26 protein-coding genes and 1 tRNA gene are annotated in these 21,115 nt (G+C 58.9%); 15 read left to right on the top strand and 12 right to left on the bottom strand.

The window, feature by feature from the left end; all coding sequences use genetic code 11:
* Positions 1-117: 117 nt before the first annotated feature.
* Both ACR0DA_RS17000 and ACR0DA_RS16995 read right to left on the bottom strand, forming a co-directional pair.
* Positions 118-1,053, bottom strand: a complete 936-nt coding sequence (locus tag ACR0DA_RS17000; protein ID WP_480755022.1) for a mechanosensitive ion channel family protein — start codon at positions 1,051-1,053, stop codon at positions 118-120.
* A gap of 58 nt (positions 1,054-1,111) precedes the next feature.
* The gene (locus tag ACR0DA_RS16995) at positions 1,112-1,927 is read right to left on the bottom strand and encodes a response regulator (protein ID WP_480755021.1); all 816 of its coding nucleotides are present in this window, start codon (positions 1,925-1,927) and stop codon (positions 1,112-1,114) included.
* 57 nt (positions 1,928-1,984) lie between these two features.
* On the opposite strand from ACR0DA_RS16995, the gene ACR0DA_RS16990 reads away from it, so the two are divergent.
* From ACR0DA_RS16990 to ACR0DA_RS16975, 4 genes are read left to right on the top strand one after another with little or no spacing between them, the layout of a single operon-like run.
* Positions 1,985-2,209: a NepR family anti-sigma factor gene (locus tag ACR0DA_RS16990; protein WP_244952464.1), complete on the top strand. Its 225-nt coding sequence runs from the start codon at positions 1,985-1,987 to the stop codon at positions 2,207-2,209.
* A complete protein-coding gene (locus ACR0DA_RS16985) occupies positions 2,202-2,747 on the top strand; it encodes an RNA polymerase sigma factor (protein ID WP_480755019.1) in 546 nt (181 codons plus the stop codon). Before ACR0DA_RS16990 ends, ACR0DA_RS16985 begins: the two co-directional genes overlap by 8 nt.
* Before the next feature lie 6 nt (positions 2,748-2,753).
* Positions 2,754-4,514, top strand: coding sequence for a sensor histidine kinase (locus ACR0DA_RS16980; protein WP_480755018.1), 1,761 nt, complete (start codon positions 2,754-2,756; stop codon positions 4,512-4,514).
* A complete protein-coding gene (locus ACR0DA_RS16975) occupies positions 4,492-5,988 on the top strand; it encodes a phospholipase D family protein (RefSeq protein WP_170510844.1) in 1,497 nt (498 codons plus the stop codon). The genes ACR0DA_RS16980 and ACR0DA_RS16975 overlap by 23 nt, the downstream gene beginning before the upstream one ends.
* Positions 5,989-5,993: 5 nt before the next feature.
* Here the strand turns inward: ACR0DA_RS16975 and ACR0DA_RS16970 are convergent, their stop codons facing one another.
* The 4 genes from ACR0DA_RS16970 to ACR0DA_RS16955 are packed head-to-tail and all read right to left on the bottom strand — an operon-like array spanning position 5,994 to position 8,650.
* Positions 5,994-6,986, bottom strand: a complete 993-nt coding sequence (locus ACR0DA_RS16970; protein WP_170420620.1) for an AI-2E family transporter — start codon at positions 6,984-6,986, stop codon at positions 5,994-5,996.
* Positions 6,987-6,995: 9 nt separating this feature from the next.
* Positions 6,996-7,757: a hypothetical protein gene (locus ACR0DA_RS16965; RefSeq protein WP_480755017.1), complete on the bottom strand. Its 762-nt coding sequence runs from the start codon at positions 7,755-7,757 to the stop codon at positions 6,996-6,998.
* The gene (locus ACR0DA_RS16960; protein ID WP_170601189.1) at positions 7,750-8,148 is read right to left on the bottom strand and encodes a phage holin family protein; all 399 of its coding nucleotides are present in this window, start codon (positions 8,146-8,148) and stop codon (positions 7,750-7,752) included. The genes ACR0DA_RS16965 and ACR0DA_RS16960 overlap by 8 nt, the downstream gene beginning before the upstream one ends.
* Entirely contained in the window at positions 8,141-8,650 is a 510-nt protein-coding gene (locus ACR0DA_RS16955; RefSeq protein ID WP_170601191.1) for a hypothetical protein, read from the bottom strand. Before ACR0DA_RS16955 ends, ACR0DA_RS16960 begins: the two co-directional genes overlap by 8 nt.
* A gap of 212 nt (positions 8,651-8,862) precedes the next feature.
* Between ACR0DA_RS16955 and ACR0DA_RS16950 the strand changes: the two genes are divergently transcribed.
* The 3 genes from ACR0DA_RS16950 (at position 8,863) to ACR0DA_RS16940 (ending at position 10,497) form a co-directional block, all read left to right on the top strand.
* Positions 8,863-9,060, top strand: coding sequence for a CsbD family protein (locus ACR0DA_RS16950; RefSeq protein WP_170448364.1), 198 nt, complete (start codon positions 8,863-8,865; stop codon positions 9,058-9,060).
* A gap of 92 nt (positions 9,061-9,152) precedes the next feature.
* A complete protein-coding gene (locus tag ACR0DA_RS16945) occupies positions 9,153-9,773 on the top strand; it encodes a PRC-barrel domain-containing protein (protein ID WP_480755015.1) in 621 nt (206 codons plus the stop codon).
* Positions 9,774-9,927: 154 nt separating this feature from the next.
* Positions 9,928-10,497: a PRC-barrel domain-containing protein gene (locus ACR0DA_RS16940; RefSeq protein WP_480755013.1), complete on the top strand. Its 570-nt coding sequence runs from the start codon at positions 9,928-9,930 to the stop codon at positions 10,495-10,497.
* Between the two features lie 86 nt (positions 10,498-10,583).
* Here ACR0DA_RS16940 and ACR0DA_RS16935 read toward each other — a convergent pair whose 3' ends face one another.
* Positions 10,584-11,333, bottom strand: coding sequence for a Crp/Fnr family transcriptional regulator (locus ACR0DA_RS16935; RefSeq protein WP_480643480.1), 750 nt, complete (start codon positions 11,331-11,333; stop codon positions 10,584-10,586).
* Positions 11,334-11,396: 63 nt separating this feature from the next.
* On the opposite strand from ACR0DA_RS16935, the gene ACR0DA_RS16930 reads away from it, so the two are divergent.
* Positions 11,397-11,795, top strand: coding sequence for a hypothetical protein (locus ACR0DA_RS16930; RefSeq protein WP_480755011.1), 399 nt, complete (start codon positions 11,397-11,399; stop codon positions 11,793-11,795).
* Between the two features lie 95 nt (positions 11,796-11,890).
* On the opposite strand, the gene ACR0DA_RS16925 is transcribed toward ACR0DA_RS16930, so the two are convergent.
* Positions 11,891-12,082 carry a PLD nuclease N-terminal domain-containing protein gene (locus tag ACR0DA_RS16925; protein WP_480755010.1) on the bottom strand — a complete coding sequence of 64 codons (192 nt, stop codon included), beginning with the start codon at positions 12,080-12,082 and terminating at the stop codon, positions 11,891-11,893.
* A gap of 187 nt (positions 12,083-12,269) precedes the next feature.
* Between ACR0DA_RS16925 and ACR0DA_RS16920 the strand changes: the two genes are divergently transcribed.
* A complete protein-coding gene (locus ACR0DA_RS16920; protein WP_480755009.1) occupies positions 12,270-13,124 on the top strand; it encodes a formate/nitrite transporter family protein in 855 nt (284 codons plus the stop codon).
* Between the two features lie 166 nt (positions 13,125-13,290).
* Here ACR0DA_RS16920 and ACR0DA_RS16915 read toward each other — a convergent pair whose 3' ends face one another.
* The gene (locus ACR0DA_RS16915; protein ID WP_480755007.1) at positions 13,291-13,575 is read right to left on the bottom strand and encodes a hypothetical protein; all 285 of its coding nucleotides are present in this window, start codon (positions 13,573-13,575) and stop codon (positions 13,291-13,293) included.
* A gap of 123 nt (positions 13,576-13,698) precedes the next feature.
* Here ACR0DA_RS16915 and ACR0DA_RS16910 point away from each other — a divergent pair, with 123 nt between their 5' ends.
* The 4 genes from ACR0DA_RS16910 to ACR0DA_RS16895 all read left to right on the top strand — a co-directional run bounded on the left by ACR0DA_RS16910 (position 13,699) and on the right by ACR0DA_RS16895 (position 16,606).
* Positions 13,699-13,860, top strand: coding sequence for a DUF1328 domain-containing protein (locus ACR0DA_RS16910; RefSeq protein ID WP_170339293.1), 162 nt, complete (start codon positions 13,699-13,701; stop codon positions 13,858-13,860).
* A 51-nt stretch (positions 13,861-13,911) separates the two neighbouring features.
* A complete protein-coding gene (locus tag ACR0DA_RS16905; protein ID WP_480755006.1) occupies positions 13,912-15,537 on the top strand; it encodes an acetolactate synthase large subunit in 1,626 nt (541 codons plus the stop codon).
* Between the two features lie 69 nt (positions 15,538-15,606).
* Positions 15,607-16,107 (top strand): Dps family protein, encoded by a 501-nt coding sequence (locus ACR0DA_RS16900; RefSeq protein ID WP_170360286.1) that lies wholly within the window; start codon positions 15,607-15,609, stop codon positions 16,105-16,107.
* Between the two features lie 124 nt (positions 16,108-16,231).
* Complete coding sequence (locus ACR0DA_RS16895; RefSeq protein WP_170365270.1) at positions 16,232-16,606, top strand: YidH family protein; 375 nt, start codon at positions 16,232-16,234, stop codon at positions 16,604-16,606.
* Positions 16,607-16,999: 393 nt separating this feature from the next.
* Here the strand turns inward: ACR0DA_RS16895 and ACR0DA_RS16890 are convergent.
* From ACR0DA_RS16890 to ACR0DA_RS16880, 3 genes are all read right to left on the bottom strand, one after another.
* Positions 17,000-17,076, bottom strand: a tRNA-Arg gene (locus tag ACR0DA_RS16890).
* A gap of 21 nt (positions 17,077-17,097) precedes the next feature.
* Entirely contained in the window at positions 17,098-17,574 is a 477-nt protein-coding gene (locus ACR0DA_RS16885; protein WP_480755004.1) for a GNAT family N-acetyltransferase, read from the bottom strand.
* Positions 17,575-17,886: an ETC complex I subunit gene (locus ACR0DA_RS16880; protein WP_093963390.1), complete on the bottom strand. Its 312-nt coding sequence runs from the start codon at positions 17,884-17,886 to the stop codon at positions 17,575-17,577. It lies immediately after the preceding gene.
* A 160-nt stretch (positions 17,887-18,046) separates the two neighbouring features.
* On the opposite strand from ACR0DA_RS16880, the gene uvrB reads away from it, so the two are divergent.
* Both uvrB and ACR0DA_RS16870 read left to right on the top strand, forming a co-directional pair.
* Positions 18,047-20,236: an excinuclease ABC subunit UvrB gene (gene uvrB, locus ACR0DA_RS16875; protein WP_480755003.1), complete on the top strand. Its 2,190-nt coding sequence runs from the start codon at positions 18,047-18,049 to the stop codon at positions 20,234-20,236.
* A 57-nt stretch (positions 20,237-20,293) separates the two neighbouring features.
* Positions 20,294-21,031, top strand: a complete 738-nt coding sequence (locus ACR0DA_RS16870) for a type II toxin-antitoxin system death-on-curing family toxin (RefSeq protein ID WP_480755001.1) — start codon at positions 20,294-20,296, stop codon at positions 21,029-21,031.
* Positions 21,032-21,115: the final 84 nt, after the last annotated feature.

Raw genomic sequence — 21,115 nt, 5'->3', positions numbered from 1 at the left:
GTGACGCTCGACATGCAAAGCCCGTCCTGCGACGCATAAATCCTGTCTTTCGGCACCCCGATGACGTTCGCTTTTTTGGAGTTCCGGCTTCAGACCCCCTAAGATCAACAGTCAAGGTTACTCTGCCGCGATCGCCTTCTCTTGCCGTGTTTCGACGTCCTCGATCAACAGCGTGCGGGTCGGAAACGGAATATTGATATCGGCTTCGTCCAGTGCCTCTTTGACTTTGCGCTTCATGTCTGCCTGGTACTGGAAGTAGTCCGAAGACTTGCACCAAACGCGGACAAGAAAATCGACGCTGCTGCTGCCAAGGTTGTTCACCTGGATGAACGGTTCGGGATCTGCCTGCGAACGGGCGTCCGACATGATCGTATCGCGAATGACACGCTCGGCCTCCGCCAGGTTGACGCCGTATCCAACGCCAAACGTCCATTCGGCACGACGTGTTTCATAGACGGAATAGTTCTTGATGGTGTTTCCCCACACCTCGGCGTTGGGAACGATAACCTTGACGTTCCCCATATCCGCAATTTCGGTGTAGTTCAGGGTGATATCTTTTACGGTTCCGAGCACCCCATTCACGTCGACGAAATCGCCGATCTTGAGCGGCCGGAACAGGATGATCATCACGCCGGCTGCGACGTTGGACAATGTGCCTTGCAGGGCAAGACCAATGGCCAAACCCGCGGCACCGATCAGCGCGATGATCGACGTCGTCTGCACCCCGAACGTGTTCAGAATGAACAGCCCCGTAAACGCCAGGATCGTATAGCGCGCCAGATTGCCAAGAAAGTTGAACAGCGTATCGTCCAGGCGTTCCGAGTTTTCACCGACGCCCCGGATCTTCCGGCTGACATATCTTGAAATCACAAGCCCAAGCACCAACAGGATCAGCGCGGCGATCGTGTTCGCGACGAGGCCAAGAAGGGCCTCAAGCGTCAACAGGTCGCTCAGCGATTTCCCGTCATACAGCTCGGTATTCAGAACTTGCGACAGTTCGGCCCAAACGGTGTTCGTCACGGTCTCTGCGGTCTGTGCAATCTCGTTTTCCATGGTGTTCCTCGTGTTTCATCGCCTGAATTTTCGTATCTTGCAGCGCGGCCCTGCCGCGTCAGACCTCGATCACGGCGCTAGAGGCAAAGAACATGGCCTGGCTGACGGCCGATTTGACCTGTTCTTCGGTGTAGGGTTTGGAAATCAGAAAGGCCGGTTCGGGGCCTTTGCCCGTCAGAAGGCGCTCGGGGAAGGCGGTGATGAAAATGACGGGGCAATCGCCGTGCTGGGCAATGATGCGGTTCACCGCATCGATTCCGCTGGATTTGTCCGCCAGTTGGATGTCCGACAGGATCAGGTCGAACGGCTCGCGCTCGGCCAGGTCAATGGCGGCCGTCTCGGTGCGTGCGACCCCAGTGACCCGGTGGCCCAGGTCGGTCACCATCGTTTCAAGATCCATCGCGATGATTGCTTCGTCTTCGATGATCAATATCCGGCCGGATGTGTGGCGGGCCATTTCCTCGTAGGCGATTTCGATCAGCTTCTGAGCCTCGGAGGGTTCTATCTGCATGATTGCGGCGATATCGCTGACCGAGAACTCTTCGACCGTGCGCAGCAGCAAGGCCTCGCGCGTGTTCGGCGTCAGGCGTGCCAACTGGGCGTGAGCGCGCGTTTGGATGTCAGAGCTGTGGCCATCTGCGTCAACTGGCATTCCCGACGTTGACCAGATACCGTGAAAAACACGAAACAACGCGACCCGCGGCGTGAGATCGGCATCGAACTGGGCGGGATCTGCAAGGATCGCCTCAAGCGATGCAGCGGCGTACGCGTCGCCACTGTCCTGTGAGCCGGTGAGGGCACGGGCATAACGGCGCAGAAACGGCAAGAGCGGGCCAATTTGATCTGCGACGGAAACTCCGGTCAGCTCAGTCATCTATGTTTTCCTCATTTTTTTCTCTAAACTCGGGAACCAAACGCATACTGGGGCGTTATGGTTCCAGCAAAAGTAAAAATTTTTGATGATGCCATGACAAAACCACAGCCAAGCCGAAGCCATCGGCAAGAAATAGAGCAAAGGATCGACGAGAACCTCAAGCGGGCTTTCGATGAGGTTGCCAACGAACCGGTTCCGGACCGGTTCGTCGATCTTCTTGAAAAACTGCGCAATCAGACCAGTGTCTCCAAAAGCGGTGACACGGGAGGCTCGGATGGTTGATCCGCGAGAAGAGCTCGTCGAACATATTGGCGCGATGCGTGCCTTTGCGATCAGCTTGTGCCGAAACGGCGCCACGGCCGATGACATCGTGCAGGACGCATTGATCAAGGCATGGAGCAATATCGACTCGTTCCAAGAAGGCACCAACATGCGGGCTTGGCTGTTCACCATCGTCCGGAACACCTATTTTTCTCTGCACCGCAAACGCAAGCGCGAGGTCGAGGATATCGATGGTGCCATGGCCGAGGGCCTGTCGCAAAAGCCCGACCATGACGGACGTTTGGCCTTGAAGGATTTTGCGGTTGCTTTTGATCAGTTGACGGATGAGCAACGCGAAGCGTTGGTGCTGGTCGGTGCACAAGGGTTTTCCTATGAGGAAGCGGCCGAGATGTGCGGTGTCGCCCTTGGAACGATCAAAAGCCGGGTGAACCGGGCCCGCGCGCAACTGGCCGAACTGATGGGTTTGGAAGATGACGAACCCATCGAATTGACCGATGCGGTAACGGCGGCAATCGTTCAGACGCAACCGGCGGCCTGACGATCGATGGATGCGAAGCCGCGCAGCCTGACCGTTTATCTTGCAGCGCTGGTCACTCTGGCACTTCTGCCTTTGGGGCTGATTGCGGTATTGCAGACACGCGCTGTTATTACCGAGGCCGACGAAAGATCGCGGGCCTCGGTGCTGGCGCGCACGATTGAGGCGGCCAGCCGGGAACGGGAGCTTTTGCAAAAAGCCGTTGGTGCAAGTTCGGGACTCACAGCAGCGCTTGCCGAGGGAGGCTTGGACAATGCTGCTTGTTCGGACCTCATGCGCCGGTTCGTCGAACGCCAGCCCGAGTTCGTATTTGCCGGATTTATTCAGCCAAACGGGGTCATGGCCTGCTCGACCGTCGAGCGAACCATCGATTTGTCGGACGCGCCCGGTTTCGGGCAGATCTCTGAAAATCCGCAACTTACGTTTTCTGTCAATCGTGCCGGCGAGGCGACCGGGCAATCGGTGATCATCGTGACCCAGCCGGTCCTGAACAGGACCGAGCTTGTGGGGTTCGTTTCCATCTCGATACCTCATGCGCTGGCACGGACGCCCCTGGATGTTGGCAACATCGGGAGCGGCGTCGTCATCGCCCTGTTCGACGCGACCGGAGAAGTGCTGTCGTCAAATGTGGGCTTGGACGCGGTCCAGCAATTCCTGCCGCCCGTGCAGGAAAATCTGTTGGTTCTATCCAGTTCCGGCAAGACCTTTTCCGCCAAGACGGTTGGCGGCGAGGATCGGGTTTTTGCAGTTGCCACCATCATTCCGGGCGAAGTTGCCGTGATCGGCAGTTGGCCGCGCGAGGCGGCGCTGGCCTCTGTTGGCGCGGGCAGTACGGCCCTGACCATTGCGTTTCCCATCCTGATGTGGGTGACCGGACTGGGAGTTGCCCTGTGGGGCCTGCATCGGTTGGTGATCCGGCATCTCGACAGCTTGCGTTCGGCCGTGCGTCGCTTTGCGTTGGGCGAGCGCGACCCCATTGAAAGCCTTGCAGGCGCGCCGCAGGAGTTCCAGCAAATCCAGACTGCATTCAACCGCATGGTCTTGTTGATCCGCGAGGCTGAGGCGCAGCACGAACGGGATCTTGTCGAAAAAACGCTGTTGTTGCGCGAGGTTCACCATCGCGTCAAAAACAACCTGCAACTGATCGCTTCGATCATGAACATGCACTTGCGCAAGGCCGAAACCCCCGAGGCCCGGCGCTTGCTGGAACAGTTGCAGCGTCGGGTTCGCGGCCTGGCCATGGTGCACCAGACCTTGAACCAGAACTCGCAGATGACGACGATCAACACCGAGGCTCTGATCGGGCATTTGGTGGCCGAACTGGCGCATCGACCGCCAATTCTGGGTCAGGTGGTCGAGGTCGACTGCCGGATCGCGCCGGTCGAACTGGGGCAGGATCAGGCCGTCACGCTGTCGATGCTGGTGGCCGAGGCGCTGACGAACGCGGTCAAATACGTAGGCGTTCCGCAGGACGGACCGCCGACAATTTCAGTAGAATTTACCCGACCCGAGGAGAGCACCCTGCATCTGAAAATCTCCAACACGCGCGGGCAGACGGACGACGGTGCAGATCTGTTCCACAGCGGCGGGATCGGTCAACGGCTGATGCAGGCCTTCCTCCGCCAATTGGACGGCTCCGAAACCATAACCGAGACGTCATCGCATTATGTGTATGAGGTGACGTTCGATATCGCCGAAGTAGAAGGCGATAGCGAACCGCAGACCATTGCGGATGAGAGAGGCGGTGATGCCCGTGCCGCAGCAGAATGACTTTGAAGTCCTGATCACGGCCGAGCAAGCCTGGCCCGCCTTGGAAAAAGCGGTTCTGGAGGCCCGGCACCAGATCAAGGCAAGTTTTCGGATATTCGATTTCATGACACGGCTGCGAAGCGATGAGGCGCGCCGGATCGGCGATACCTGGTTTGACCTGATCGAGCATGTCATCCGCAAGGGTGTCTCGTTTCATTTGGTCATCAGCGATTTCGATCCGATCTTTGCGACCGAGTTACACGAACTGAGCTGGCGCACCAAACGGCAGGCAGTTGCGCTTGGGGAAATCCTTGGCCTAGAACTGGCCGCGCGCTTGAGCGTTCGCGTGTCCATGCATCCCGCGCAGGCCGGCGCATTGCCTTGGGCCACGCTGTTACCCGCGGTTTTGCGAAAAAAGGCGCAGCGGATGCAGGAACTGTCCCGCGAACGACGCGAACGGCAGGCGGTGCGGCTGGGGTCGGACACGCTGCCCCGGCTTCACACCGTGTCGCACCATCAGAAAGTCGCCGTGATCGACAATGAGGTCTGCTACCTCGGCGGATTGGACTTGAACGAAAGGCGCTTTGACACGCCGGATCACGACCGTCTGGCCAAGAACACCTGGTCAGACGTTCAATTGCTGGTCCGCGGATCCGAGGCCGCCGAAGCCGCGCGCCATATCGACCGGTTCGAACATGAAATCGCAACCGGAAAACCGGACCCAAAGGCAACCCACCTGCGCCGCACCCTGTCCAGCCCACGCCGGTTTGCGTTCTGGCGGCTCTCGCCAAAGACCATCGCGCATGAGATCGAGGATGAGCACATCGCTGCCTTTCAAGCGGCGCGGCAACTTCTGCACATCGAGACCCAGTATTTCAGATCAACCCGGCTGGCCGACGCCTTGGCTGAGGTGGGCCATTCCAAGCAGGATCTGAAACTGGTGCTTGTTCTGCCAGCCTTGCCCGAGGAAGTGGCCTTTGGCGGGCATGACGGACTGGACGCGCAATACGGTTTGGACCTGCAGGCCAAATGCCTGCAGATCATCCAGCAGGGGTTCCAAAACCGGGTTTCGGTGTCGACCCCGGTCCAACCGATTTCGGCCAGTGGGGCTGATGCCAGCGCTGAAGTTCTGAGCGGGTCTCCGATCATTCACGTTCACAACAAAGTTCTGGTGGTGGATGACAGCCATGCCCTGGTCGGGTCCGCCAACCTGAACGGACGGTCTTTGCGGTGGGACACAGAGGTCGCCCTTCGGATCACCGCCCGGCAGCGGGTCGCGGTTCTGCGGCAGGCCTTGGTGGACCATTGGTGGTTCTCGGACGATCTGCGCAGACAGATCGAGCCCGATGCCACGTTCGACTGGTGGGGGCGAGAGGTTCAGGCCAACGGCGTGCGGCGCCCCGAAGCGCGCAGCGGTTTCCTGGTCCCGCATGACGCAGACGTTGCGCGCGATATGCGGCAACCTCTTCCGGGGGTAACTGAAAACATCGTCTAGGTGGTCTAGACCGGGCTCATGACCTTGGGGTGCATCAAAACACCGAACCACAGCAGGATCGGCAGCGCGACGATGGCGCCGACCGGTCCCCACAGCCAAAGCCCAAAGATGATGGCGATGAATACAACCAGCGGGTTCACCTGCAGACGTTGGCCGACGAAGGCGGGTGTTACGAATTGTGCCTCGGACAGATTGATCGCCAGGAAAATCAGGGGGGGCAACAGGGCCGCGGCTCCGCCGAACTGGGTTAAGCCGGCGATCAGAAGGCCGGTCAGTATCATCAGCGGGCCGAGATACAGCACAAAATTCAGAAGGCCGGCGGCCACCCCCCAGACCACGGCGTCATTGATGCCGATCAGCCCCAAGGCCACGGCCGTAACAGTCCCGAGGCCGATATTGACCAACGTCACGGCAGCGAAATAGCGATAGACCGCGCGGTCGGCCAGATACAGCCGCTCCGTCAACGGGCCGGCTGCGGCATAGAGCTCGGGTCGGGTCAAAACGAAAAAGAAGAGCGTGCCGATGAAAATCAGGATCTTTGATCCGAAATTGGGCGCCAGCCACAAGGCATCCATCACTGACGGAAGGGCGGACTCCGTTTCCGCTGCCCCATCGGCGCCGACGGTTTCCTCGATCTCGCGTCCAAGCGTTTCGATACCCCGAATGAACTCGGACATCGCGGCGACCCAAGAGCGCAACTCGCGTTTGATGGCAGGCAACTGTTCGACCAGCGTGGACAGCAATGGTTCAAGCAGAAGGAATGCCGCGACGATGACGGTGCTGGTCACGAACAGCAGTGCCGAGGCGGATATCACACGCGGGCAACCGACCTTCTCAAGCTTGTCCGCAAGCGGGGCAACCACGACCCCCAAAACCAAAGCGAAGGTGATCGGCGCAACGATCGACCGGGCCAGGTACAAAGCGGTGATGATGGCAATCCCGGTCAGGATCGCCAGCATCGCACGCAGGGCCGATGGAGAGCTGAAAGCAGTTTGCATGGGTGCGCTTCACTGACTGCGCAAAGCGTCAGAGGCCCGATCAGCGGCCTCATCCAGCCGTGCGTTGGCCGCGGCATGCAGTTTGTCCAGTTCTTCGTTCAAAACCCGTTGGGCCTGTCGCATCAGCTGATCGCGCCGATGGCCCAGCAACTCGTCCTCTTTGCGGGTGTTGGGCAGCAGAGCGCCAGCCAGAATACCTACGCCCAGCGCCAATGCTCCGGCCGCCAGCGGCTGATCATGAACGAAGGTTTGCGAGGCCTTCGCCGCCTTCCGCGCACGCTTCTCGACCGCTTGCTGCGCACCGATTGCGGCCTTGCGCGCCTCGATCACACGGGCACGGGCTTGGGGGGACAGCTTGTCCAGACCACGTTCCAAGGCGGCGGACAGCGCACTGGCAGATTGGCTGTGTTCAGTCATTCCGGTCATCTCCTGTTTCATGCGGCTGTCGGCGTCCGCGACACGCTGATCAAACCCGTCGAAAGCCTGCTGCGGAGGTATGGCGTGGCGCGGGGATTGGGTGCTCTTTGAGCCAGACCCGGGACCCGCAACCAAAAGGGCTGCTCCTGCACCGAACAGAGCAAAGGCGGCCGGGTTTTTTCGAGCCGCGGACCAGAGCTGCGCACCGATCTGCCCGCCATAGGCTTCGAGTGTCGATTTCGCCTCGTCGGCCAGGCGCTGTGGCGCCAGCGTATCCGACAGAGAATTCAGCGAGCGCGCAAGGGCGCTGCGTTCATATGCGATCTGCGTTTCAAGGGGTGTCAGGTCAGACATGGGTCGACTCCTTCATCGCTTCGATGTCGCGCTGCAGGTTTTTCATGGCTTGCTCGGGGACCAACGCGGTGGCGGACATGCGGGACCGGCCAAAAAGCGCGAGGCACGCAGCAGCCAGTGCCAAGCCCGCGCCAACAAGCAACGAGGCCATACCCACCGACAATCCATTGGCGGCGATATACGCGACCAAGGCTGTGGCCATGAGGTTCAGCGCGATCATCAACAGGATCAAAGCAATGCCAAGGCAGGCCAGCCCTACGCCCGCTCGCGTCAGGTTTCGGGACAACTCCTCCTTGGCTAGCTTCGCCTCAGCCTGAAGCAAACCCGACAGATGTTTGAGCGCGTTTGCCAAAAGCCCCGGTGCCGATCGCAGATCGTTGGGGTTATGCATTGCGGCCACCATTCATCCGCGCCAGCGCGCTGGTGTGACCCGACGTATCGACCGAGGTCCCATGCAGCGGCGAGGGATCAATATCCCAAGGATCTGCGCCAAAAGATGCGGATTGAGCGGCGCCCGTGTTACGCGCGCTCAGAAAACGGGCTGCGGCAAACCCAGCCAAGGCAGCCGATCCGACGAACAACAGCGGGTTTTCCCGGGCGAAATCAGATACCTTTCGGCTCATACTGGCCAAATCGGCAGCGCGCACTTGCCCAGCCACTGCCTCCATGTTGTCGGCAATCCTCGACAGGACCTGATGCTGCACAGATTGGTCGGGAAATGCATCGGCAGCTGCGTCAGCTGCATGAGCGGCACTCTCAGCCTCCTGCGCTGCGCTGTCTTTCAGGGCTTCGGCCCGGGCCGAGGCCTCGGCGGTCACGGTGTCCTTGACCTTGCCGGCCAGATCCTGGGCATGGGCTTTTGCTTTCTCCGTGGTCTCGGTTCGACGTGGCATGGTTCGATCTCCTGTGTTGAGGTCTCAAGCCCCCAACGCATGGCTAGCGAGATTGTTCCCAAGACCACTTCGGACGCCACTGAGGACCCAGTTCGGATACCGTCAGATCGCCCTTGCACGTTGTCAGTTTCAGAAAAAACGCCGCCGACCGGAACCAGTTCGCGTTTGGCGCGTTTCACTGACAGCGACGAAGCAATCGAAAGGAAATTATCATGAACTGGGACCAAATTCTTGGACGCTGGACCGAATTCAAAGGCAAGCTGATCGAGCGTTTCGGCGATTTGACTGATGATGAACTCGAACAAGCGCGCGGCGATCGCGAGCAACTGGAAGGCATCATCCAAAAGAAATACGGAGACTCGAAAGAGGACGTTCGGGAAATCGTGGATCGCCTGATGAAGGACATGTAGCCCAAAGGTGGATGCGCACATCGCGTGGGGTGGCGTCGAACCAATGGCGCCGCACACTCCCAGGATAGACACCAAAGGCAATCATCGAGACTATGAAACTGTCTGACCTCATCAACACGCCCGTTGTCTCAGCTGGAACCGACCACGCAATTGGTCGTGTTTCCGATATCGCCATCCGCGCTGGGCAGACCGAGTTGGAGTACGTCTTGGTCAATCTGAGCGTGACCGGGGGGAGTGACCCGGTGGCGTTCACGGCCGATACGCTCGATCTTGGCGCAAGCGAGATAGAGTGCGCGTTCTCCCAACAACAATTGGATCACCTTCATCAGCGCAAAGACGAGGAAGATCCCCTTGCAGTGGACATCGAAGGCCTGCCGCCCCTGGTCATAGGGCCGTTCGGCAACGCGATTGCACCGGTTGTGATGGGGGCGGTCCTGAATGACGCCCTCCGCCAACGCCCCCAACCCACGCCACCCGGTAGCAACTTCCGATGGTTTACGAAGTTGCAGGGCAACCCGGTGTTTGACTCGACTGGTGAGTTGGGCAGATTCAAGGATATTGAGTTCGACCCTGACACCAAGGCTCTGCGGTTTCTCCTGATCTACGGGCGACCAGATATCCTGGGTTTTCCGTTCGCCGAGTTACGCAATATTCCCGACGACGAACACTACATGGTTCTGTCTAGATCTTCCGATCCGCTGCACCCGCTCTGAGTATCTGGACACGGCTTGTCAAACCGCGCAGATGCGCGGTTTTTTCTTTTCAAAACAGATATTTTTGCATTTTTCTGGGAACAAGTTGCGGCGTCATTCGTTTGTTCAACAAGACCGCGGGAAATGCGGTCAGAACAGACCAAAGGAGTGAGCTATGAAACGTTTTCTGACCACAACTTCGATCGTTCTGGTGATGTCGGCATCGGCCTATGCAGAAAACTCGAATGTCGAAGAAGTCGGCAAGAACCTGGAAGAGGCAGCCGAGGCAGCCGGTGATGCGCTGTCGAATACCGCGCAGGACATCAAGAACGCTGCGCAGAACACGGCGGAAGACGTCGACCAGGCAGCCGAAGCAACCGGTGAGTACATCAGCGAAAAAGCAGGGCAGATGGCCGATGCGGTCGATCCAACCACCATCGACATCGAAGGTTATGTCCCCGTTGCCCAAGGCACCATCCCGGCCGAAGACCTGACCGGCATGCGCGTCTATGACGTCTCGCAAGAGTGGATCGGCGAGATCGAAGAGGTCGTCGTCGACATGGACGGATCGGTCGATGGGGCCGTGATCGGTGTCGGCGGGTTCCTCGGCTTGGGGGAAAAGGATGTTCTGATCGATTTCTCGCGTGTGTCGCTGATGCGTGAAGTCGATGGTGACGCCACCTATGCCTTCGTTCACGCCGACAAGGAGCTGCTGAAGGACCTGCCGGCCTACGAAGGGTCGTAAACCGGGTCTTCAGTCGCAAAGCATGTGATCAAGCCGCCGGCCGATTTTTCGGTCGGCGGTTTTCAATTTCTGTCCATCCGCCGCGATCAGATCAGCGGTCGTGGAACGGCCTCGGTGATTTCGACCAAGCCAAGCTCGGCCAGACCCTCAAGATCGTTGATCTGCAGCACATTGTTGGACCACTCGGCCAGACCGAGATCCTTCAGCCGGCGCAGGGTCTTGTTCGTGTGAACCAGCGACAAGCCCAACGCATCCGCAAGATCCTGCTGCCGGTAGGGCAGCGGACACCGCAAGCCTTTGGCCAATCCGACGGCCTGCGACCGTGTGTAGAAGCGGTGCAGGCTCCACGCGATCTTCTCGATCGCGCCGCGCTGGCCGACGGTAGTCAGGGCGTCGCCCAGGAAATGCTCTTCGACGGCTGCCAGAAATGTCAGGTCAAAGGCCCGATCGGGCTGGTTTTGATACAACTCGAACAGCCGCGAGCGATTGAACACGCACAGCCGCATCGCGGTTGTCGCTTCGACGGAGTGCCGCATCTCGCCCATGACCCCAGCTTGCAACCCGACCAGATCGCCGGGAAGCACAAAACCGATGACCTGCCTACGACCGTTTTCCAACGTTTTGTAACGAACGCCCATCCCGCTCAGAACCGTGAACAGATGCGCGGATTTCGCGCCCTCGATGAACAGTTGCGTTCCGGGTTCGGCCTGCATCTCGCCGGTTTTGAACCCCTGCATGAACCGCAGGTCTTCTTCCGAGAACGGCAGGAAGACATCCATCTGCCTCAGCGGACAGTCCGCACATGCGATCAGAGAAATTTTTCGTTGCTGTGTCATAGTTTATTGCGGCGCTGCGGGATTGCCATACGGTGGCATCGAACAGATTTCAGGATGGTATTTATGGAAGCCTCTTCGCGCAGCGTAGCAGATGTTTTGATTGTTACGGAAAACTTTATCGAAGCAGCGGACATCAGTGACGCCATCCCCGGAGTTTCGCCCGATCGCATTGTCCATATCCGCGAGCTGCACGCGGGCGGGCATTTCTGGCAGGATCGCAAATTCGCCCCGGCCCTGAGCGTTCTGAGCTATCGCAGAAGTGAGACGTCATTTGATGCCGTCGCGCGTCTGTTGGTTGAACGCGGCAGTGCACTGTTGCTGTTGGACCCGTCCCCCGAGGTGCAAGCGCAATTTGAATGCGCGGCTCTGATACGGCCTTTCACGGCTGCAGATCTTGCACGCAAGATCGCAGCCATTGATTTCAGTGGGAACGGCTTGAAGGTCGGTTCAGATCCTGGGTGAGCCGGCGCAGGGCGCATTGTGGCCCCAAGACCATTGAACCAAAAAAGCGCGGCCGATGCCGCGCTTTGTTTTTGTACTGACAATTTCCGAACTGATCAGATCGCGCTGCGCGCGGCCTTCGGGCCAAAGATCAGCCAGCAGATGAATCCGATGACCGGAAGCAACAGAACGAAAAGGACCCACAGGATTTTCGCACCGGTCGTCGCAGACGAACCGATGATCGAGATTATGGCCCAGATCGACAAAATCAGGACGATCAGACCGCCAATGCCATATACTTCCACCATACCGAAGTTCCTTTCGAATTACGTGTCGTTGTTCCTACAAGGAAACAACGCGATAGGTGGCCGAAAGTTCCCGACAAAGATCTGGGCGTGATCCCAGTTCTTTCAGAAGGTTTGAGGAACTTTGTACCTGACGGAACCAAAACGACCGGCAGAACGTTGGGTTTGAAGGTCGATACATGGGGTCAAAATGTCCGATAAAAACAAAGCGCCGCGAAAAGATCTTGTCGAGAAAGAAAGTGAGCGCGAAGCGGTCGAAGAAGCGTCCGGCCTGTCTCCGCGTCTGATATTCGAGACCATCCGCCAAAACGGCGAGGAGGAACTGGACCGCCCGACCAAAGCGTTGTTCTGGTCCGGGATTGCCGCAGGCGTGCTGATCAGCTTTTCGGTGCTCGGCGAAGCGATCTTGCGGGCACATCTGCCCGAAACCAGCGGGCGCTTTCTGATCGAGAACCTGGGCTATTCCCTCGGCTTTGTCCTAGTCATTTTGGGGCGGATGCAGCTGTTCACCGAAAACACGATTATGACTGTCGTTCCAGCCATGATAAACCCGTCCGTTGCCTGCTTCACCAAAACCGCCAGGCTGTGGGCAATCGTACTGGGTGCCAATGTGCTGGGGGCGTTTGCGATATCTGCCTTCCTGATCCATACGCCGGTGTTGTCACCCGAACTCGTCTCGGTCATCAACGACCTGAGCCACCACGCCACCGGCATGGGCGCCTGGGTTGGCTTTCTGCGCGGAATACCGGCGGGGATCCTGATTGCCGCGATCGTTTGGATGCTGCCTTCGGCACAGAACAACGAGGTGCTGGTCATCGTGATCTTCACTTGGATGATTGCGGCCGGTGACTTTACCCACGTCGTTGCCGGTTCGGTGGAAATGGCAGTTCTGATGCTTCAGGGGCAGTTGCCAGTAGGCGCAGCCGTTTTCAGCTTTTTCCTGCCCGTCCTCGCCGGCAACATCATCGGAGGAACCGCTGTCTTCACGATGCTGGCCTACGCCCAGATCAAACCCGAAATAGAAGAAGACCCAAAGCGCGGCTGAGGCGCTTTGGGTCTTTGGGATGGCGGGTTGGTTGGCCTGGCAGTGACGAATAGCGCTGTCAGCGTTTCCTGATGAAAAACCAAATCAGTAAACCGGCCAAACCCAAGCCGAGCATGGCCGGCAATACGTATTCGATACCCATATCGGTCGCAGTGTACCGCGTGTTCTAACTGCGGTTCGCCTTGCGCAACGCGAGGCCCAGCAGGACACCCACGCCCAACGCTCCGACCATTGCCAAGCCCGGGTTCTCGCGCACGAATGCGGCACTTTTCTCGGATGTCTGTGTCAGCTGCTTTTGCGCCTCGTCGCGCGCCGTCTTCAACGTGTCACGCGTTGCGGTTACGCCATCTTCCAACGCTGATTTGGCCCCCTTGGCCACTTCGTCAATCCGCGCCGCCATCTCGATATGGGGAGTGTCCTGAGGGGCCTTCTTCGCCGTTTTCTGTGTCATGTCAGATCTCCTTTCATCGACCCAACGCGGGCGGTCGCCAAAGGTTCCACCAAAATGATCCGGAACGAATCTGGGGTTCCAAGCGTTGACCCGTCAGTAGTCACAAAAATGAAAGGAAATCCCATGTTGTCTTGGGCGCTGATCTTTTTCGCACTTGCTATCGTTGCTGGCATCTTCGGGTTTGGCGGCATCGCATCGGCCTCGGCCGGTATCGCACAGGTCCTTTTCGTGATCTTTCTGGTCCTGTTCATCGGTTCGCTGATCTTGCGGCTGATCCGTGGGTAAACTCCGGCGCATCCGCACTCCCTGAAACAGTACCCCGAGGTTCAAAGCCCCATGAAAGATGCCGTCCATACCCAAACCGCCGCCGAATTGCTGATTGCCTGCCTCGAGGCCAACGGCGTGACCTGTGCATTCGGTGTTCCGGGTGAGGAAACAATCGATCTGATCGCCGCAATCGACCGGTCGAGCATCGACTTCGTCCTGTGCCGGCACGAGCAGTCGGCGGCGTTCATGGCATCGGTTCACGGCCGATTGACGGGGAACCCGGCGGTTTGCCTTTCGACGCTTGGACCTGGAGCGACCAACCTTGTCACCGGTGTGGCTGACGCTACGCTTGACCATGTGCCGCTGATCGCCCTCACGGGACAGGGGGCGCGGTCCAGGCTGGGCCGCGAAAGCCATCAGATCATCGATCTCGAAGCACTCTTCGCGCCAGTCACCAAGTTGAGCCGAACGCTGATGGTTGCGGATGAAATCCCCCAAGTCGTGGCCGAGGCCGTGCGATTGAGCAAGCTCGACAAACCCGGAGCCGTCCATCTTTCCCTGCCCGAAGATCTGGCCGAGGTCCCGATTCTGGCCGAACCTTTCGTGGCGCCGCCGCCAGCCGAGGTGCGACCGGCGGCCGATGCGGTCATCCGTTCCGCGCGCCTGCTGGCCGAGGCGAAAAAGCCCTTGATCCTTGCGGGACACGGGGTGATCCGATCCGGCACCGCAAGCGACGTTCGGGCACTTGCAGAAAGCCTTTCTGCCCCGGTCGTCACGACGTTCATGGCCAAAGGCGTTCTGCCTCCGGGACACCCGCTCTCGCTGCATTCGATCGGTCAGCCGGGCAAAGAATTGGCATCAGAAGCCTTCGACCTGTGCGACCTGATCATTGCCATCGGGTTTGACCCGGTCGAATATCCACCCTCGAACATTTCGATGGGCGGTAAGAAGCCGGTTCTTGAGGTCTCGGACGTGGCCTCGACCGTTGATGTGGACTGGCCGGTAAAGGCCGCTCTGACAGGCGACCTTCCGCACTGCATCGACGTTCTGGCAAAGGCCACGGCCGAACGTCCCCCGCAAAGCTGGTTCAAAGATCTTCAGCGGAGGATTGACGCCTCGCTGGAAGGTGGGCCAACACCTTCCGATGCCGCTTGTGTCGCGCCGTCGGACATATGTCAGGCGATTTCCGAAACGCTTCGCGAAAGCGACGTTTTGCTGTCTGGCGTGGGCCTGCACAAGCTTTGGGTCGCCAGCAAGGTTCAAGCGCGCCGGGCGGGGCAAATCATCATTCCGAACGGCCTGGCCGGTATGGGCCTTGCGCTGCCCGGAGCGATCGAGGCTGCGCGCCTGTTGGACGAGGGTCGGGTGATCGCCGTTTGTGGTGATGGGGACTTCCTGATGAACGTTCAGGAGATGGAGACGGCGGCCCGGTTGTGCGTGCCCGTGACTGTTCTGGTCTGGGAAGACAACGGCTATGGTCTGATCGACGAAAAACAGCCAGGTGCGCGCGAGTTTTCCTTCGGCAACCCCGATTGGGAGTCACTGGCCCGATCCTTTGGCTGGGTCTACCACGATATCGAAAGTCACAGCAAACTTGCTCCTGCGCTGCAGGCGGCGGCTGACGTCGCCGTTCCGACCTTGCTGCGGGTGCCGGTCGACTATTCGGCTGATGGCGGGATGCCCACCGTCACCTGATTTTTCCGCCGAAAGTGGAACCAAATCCGCCTTTGGGCGTTTCTTCCCCAGTAGAAAAAAGGAGTTGTCATGACCGACGCATTGAACGTTGTCCCGAACGAAAACCCCGTTTCCACTGGCGTGCGCGACACCGCGCCCTTGGCCAAGGGTCTGGCTGATGTTCTGGCCGATACCTACCGGCTGACCTTCAAGACACATGCGTATCACTGGAACGTGGAAGGCCCGCTGTTCTATTCGATTCACAAGCTGACCGAAGAACAGTACGAAAACATGTTCGCCGCCGCTGATGAGATCGCGGAACGCATCCGCGCGCTGGGTCATCTGGCACCCTCGCGCATGTCCGACATCCTCGATTTCTCGGCCATCAAGGATCGCGAAGGGGACCTGTCCGCCGCCGACATGATCGAAGATCTGGCCGCCGATCACGAGCGGGTGGCGCACCGCCTGCACGCCCTGACCGAGCTTGCAGGAAGCCGCAAAGACGTCGTGACCGAAGATCTGGCGACCGAACGTTCGGCATTTCATGAGCAGGCAGCTTGGATGCTGCGGGCGATCTCGAAATCAAGCTGACGCGGTGAGCGGGCGCGTGTGTCGTTTTGCGACCCGACGGCGCGCGTTTAAAGTCTTGTGCAGGCTTGCCGAAAAACCGGCAAGCCTGCACATTCTGATCTGGTGACCAGTCCAAAGGGCGGCAATGTCTAAAAAAAACACGAAAAGCCAAAATTTGGCCGAGGAGCGGACCGACTGGGCCGAAGACCGCACCATTTTGGCAAATGAGCGCACGTTTGCGGGTTGGATGAGAACCGGAATGGCCTGCGTGGCCATCGCCCTTGGCCTCAAGGCCGTATTTTCCGCCGTCGAGCCCGAGTGGCTGGCAAAAGCCGCAGCCACTCTTTTTGTGTTGATCTCGCTGCTGATCTATTGGGGAGCCTGGATGAACGCCCGCCGCGTATATTCCCGATTGGAAGCGCACAGCGCCCAACCGGCATCTCGCTTCCACTTGCAATTGGTTGTTGGGAGCCTGTCCCTCGGATCAATCGCATGTTGTCTCGTGTTGTGGCTTGTCTAATTGAGGTGGCCCGTTCGATTTTAAGATCATCGCGGGCCTTCGGTCCATCGGGCGATGCTTTCTGGTGCAGGCGGACGTTAGCCAATGCGCTGTGTGGCCTGACGGTAGTGTAGTGGAGACGCCATTGCACGATCAGGGTTTCGGCTTGCTTTGCCGCCGCAGCGGGTGCAGTCCCCGCCTGGGGACAAAACTTCGGCATACCGGTCCAGATGATCAGGCAACGGCTTGCGGCTGTGCTATCCGACCCGGTCAGATTGAATGAACCGCCGCATCGCGAATAAGCCGTTGAAAGATCAGCGCTAAAGGCAAAGCAGGTTCGAGCGCAATTCCAAAAAACCGCTTTTTTGTCGCAAAAACCGACTTTGGATCTCGAACGTCACTTGGATCAGTAACTGGCGATCCCGGAAGGACTCGAACCCTCAACCTGCTGATTAGAAGTCAGCTGCTCTATCCAGTTGAGCTACGGGACCGCTGGGCCCTTCTTGATCGGTTTAGAGCCGGGGTTCAAGAGCCAAGCGCATGAACGCGCTGTTGGGATCGTCGTGATACCCAAAGATCGGACCGCAATAGCTGTATCCCAACGCTTCATAGAGTTTGCGTGCGGCGTCGTACTCGGCCAGATGGGCAGCGCCGGTTTCCAGAACCAGAGCAGAGATTCCGTCGGCGCGGGCGCATTCGGCCAGGTGACTCATCATCGTCCGCGCCAACCCGCGCCCACGTGCTTTGGCCAGGATATGGACCGACTTCACCTCGGCCGTCCCGTCCGGCAAAGCCTTCAATGCGCCGCACCCCACAGGCTCGTCGTCGTCGAACAAGGCCCAGAACCGAATATCCGGCCCAGAGAGCGCCTCGGCATCCATTGTGTGATTGCTTTCGGCGGGTCCCGCGGTTTCGCTGTGCGCGAAATGCGCCTCGACCACCGGCCGCAGGGCAGCCGAAGTCGGATCCGCCTCGCGGATGTCAATCATTCAGTGGGTCCAGGGACCGCGGCGGTCTGTTGCAAAATTCTCGCCATACCCGCGCTGGCGCAGGTTGGGTTTGCGCTTGTGCGGCTCGCTGACCAAAACTTCGATGCCATGATCCTTGGCATAGTCCAACGCTTCTTCCTTGGTGTCGAACTTCAGGCGAACCTGGGATTGCGTGTCCGAAGACGACGTCCAGCCCATCAGCGGATCAACCTCGCGCGCCGACGCCGGCGCGAATTCCAAAACCCATTTGCGGGTCTTGGCCATACCCGACGTCATCGCATTTCTTGCAGGCTGGTAAATCCGTGCGCGCATGTCGCCTCTCCATACTCGATTGGTCGCGACCGTTTATGCGTCAGAGTGCGGGCGGGGACAAGATTGCAAATGCCGCAGGGCCATGCAAATGACCGGCGCTGCAGGGGTTGCATGCGGACAAAATAAGAACAAATGTAAGAAGCCCAAGCGGAGCCTGCCGATGCCCTATGCACATTCTGACAAAACCCAGCTGACCGTCGACGATGTCCGCGCCCGCCTGAAGCTTGAGGGCGGCAAGCGGTTCGTCATGCATACGGAGTTTGCGCCGGCGGGTGACCAGCCAACGGCCATCAAGGAACTCGCCGCCGGTGTCCTGGACGGCGAACGCGATCAGGTGTTGCTGGGCGCCACCGGCACCGGCAAGACCTTCACCATGGCCAAGGTGATCGAGGAAACCCAGCGCCCCGCCATCATCCTGGCCCCCAACAAGACGCTGGCGGCCCAGCTTTACGGCGAGTTCAAAGGCTTCTTCCCGGACAACGCGGTCGAGTATTTCGTCTCGTACTACGACTACTACCAGCCCGAAGCCTATGTGCCGCGCAGCGACACCTATATCGAGAAGGAATCGCAGATCAACGAACAGATCGACCGGATGCGCCACTCGGCCACCCGGGCGCTGCTCGAGCGTGACGACGTCATCATCGTGGCCTCGGTCTCGTGCATCTACGGCATCGGCTCGGTCGAGACCTACGGGGCGATGACGCAGGATCTGAAGGTCGGGAACGAATACGACCAGCGGCAGGTGATGGCCGATCTGGTGGCTCAACAATACCGCCGCAACGATCAGGCCTTCCAGCGCGGCAGCTTCCGGGTGCGGGGCGATTCCCTGGAAATCTGGCCCGCCCACCTGGAAGACCGCGCGTGGAAACTCTCGTTCTTCGGCGAAGAACTTGAGGCCATCACCGAATTCGACCCCCTGACCGGCGAGCGCACCGACACGATGGAGCAGATCCGCGTCTATGCGAACTCGCACTACGTCACGCCGAAACCGACGATGCAGCAGGCGATTCTCGGCATCAAAAAGGAGCTGCGCCAGCGCCTCGACCAGCTGGTGGGCGAGGGCAAACTGCTGGAAGCGCAGCGGCTGGAACAGCGCACCAATTTCGACCTGGAAATGCTCGAAGCCACCGGCGTCTGCAACGGGATCGAGAACTACTCGCGCTATCTGACCGGCCGCGCACCGGGCGAGCCGCCCCCGACCCTGTTCGAATTCATCCCCGACAACGCCATCGTCTTTGCCGACGAAAGCCACGTCTCGGTGCCGCAAATCGGCGGCATGTATCGCGGCGACTACCGGCGCAAGTTCACGCTGGCCGAACACGGGTTCCGCCTGCCCTCCTGCATGGACAACCGTCCCCTCAAGTTCGAGGAATGGGACGCCATGCGCCCGCAGTCGGTCTTCGTCAGCGCCACACCGGCCAAGTGGGAACTGGAGCAGACCGGCGGCGTCTTCACCGAACAGGTGATCCGCCCCACGGGTCTGTTGGACCCCGAGGTTGAAATCCGCCCCGTCGAGATGCAGGTGGACGACCTGCTGGACGAGGTGCGCAAGGTCTCGGCCAAAGGGTTCCGCACGCTGGTCACAACGCTGACCAAACGCATGGCCGAAGACCTGACCGAATACATGCACGAACAGGGCATCAAGGTCCGTTACATGCATTCCGACATCGACACGATCGAGCGGATCGAGATCCTGCGCGACCTGCGGCTGGGGGCCTTCGACGTGCTGGTGGGCATCAACCTGCTGCGCGAGGGGCTCGACATTCCCGAATGCGGGCTGGTCGCCATTCTGGACGCCGACAAAGAGGGCTTCTTGCGCTCGGAAACCTCGCTGATCCAGACCATCGGCCGCGCCGCCCGCAACGCCGAGGGCCGCGTGATCATGTATGCCGACCGCATCACCGGCAGCATGGAGCGCGCGCTTGAGGAAACCAACCGCCGCCGCGCCAAGCAGATCGCCTATAACGAGGAACACGGCATCACGCCCGAGACGGTGAAGAAGAACGTCGAGGACGTTCTGGCCGGTCTCTATGCTGGCGACGTGGACATGAACCGCGTCACCGCCACCATCGACAAGCCGATGCACGGCGCCAACCTCGAGGCCCATCTGGACGGGCTGCGCGAGCAGATGCGCAAGGCGGCCGAGAACCTGGAATTCGAAGAAGCCGCCCGCATCCGCGACGAGATCAAGCGTCTGGAAGCGGTCGACCTAGCCGTCGCCGACGACCCCATGGCGCGTCAATGGGCGGTCGAGAAAGCCTCGGAAGACGCGGTGAAATCGCAGGGGCGGTCAACGGCTGGGCGGCCGGGCCAGCGGGGTGGGAATGTGAAGAGAAGGAAGCGATTCTGATTGACGCTACACACTCAAGAAGGGAGAAAAGCGACAATGCTCAACCCAGGAGAAAGTATGGCTTGGCTTCCAGATTTTGAAGACGTCATTGAAATTCACTACGGCCTAGTCGAGTTGTTTTTGAATGATGAAGACCCCGTAAGCCCCCCAGGGCCTCGTGATGAGAACCTTGTTCACTCGGCCTGCGCGAGGCCAATGACTGGTATGGGAAGTGTAGACAAGTATCCAGATGACTTCCAAAAAATGGCTGCTTTGTTTCATTCTCTTACGCAGAACCACGCATTTCACAATGGAAATAAGCGCACGGCCCTCGTTTCGCTGTTAGCCGCATTGTATCGCAATGGCAGGGTGTTCTCTTACGACTTATCAGACGACGAAATCTATGAGATGACCGTTAGCGTCGCGGAAGGGAAGTTTTTAAATATTCCTGATCGCCTCTCACCTGATGATGCTGTCGAAAAAATCGGTCATTGGCTGAGAAGAAACACCATTTCAAGGAATCAATCGGCATCGGAAATGCACGTTTCTGATTTTGTTTCCAGATGTCAGTCTATTGGTTGTATCTATAAAGAACAGGGCGGATACCATCATCTGGCAAACGGTGAAAATAGTATCCGTATAAATTTGGATACACGTCGAATTGCAGGAAACGCGGCTAAGACATATCTTAGACGGCTTGGCCTCAGCCTCGAACAAACTGGGCAAACCTTTGCTGAGTTTCAGAATGTAGAGGATGCTGAGAGAGAAGAAATCTACAGATATATCGCCGTTCTGCGTCGGCTCGCGAAAATCTGAAAATGTGCGGATGTGCCCCACGTCGTTGTTTCGTCGAAGTTCAAATGTAAGATGGGATTGCATCTCATCTTACACGTTGTCACG

The sequence above is a fragment of the Ruegeria sp. CI8 genome, from assembly GCF_056536865.1.
Note: the sequence above shows the minus strand (reverse complement) of the source record. Positions and strands in the feature narration are given on the sequence as shown.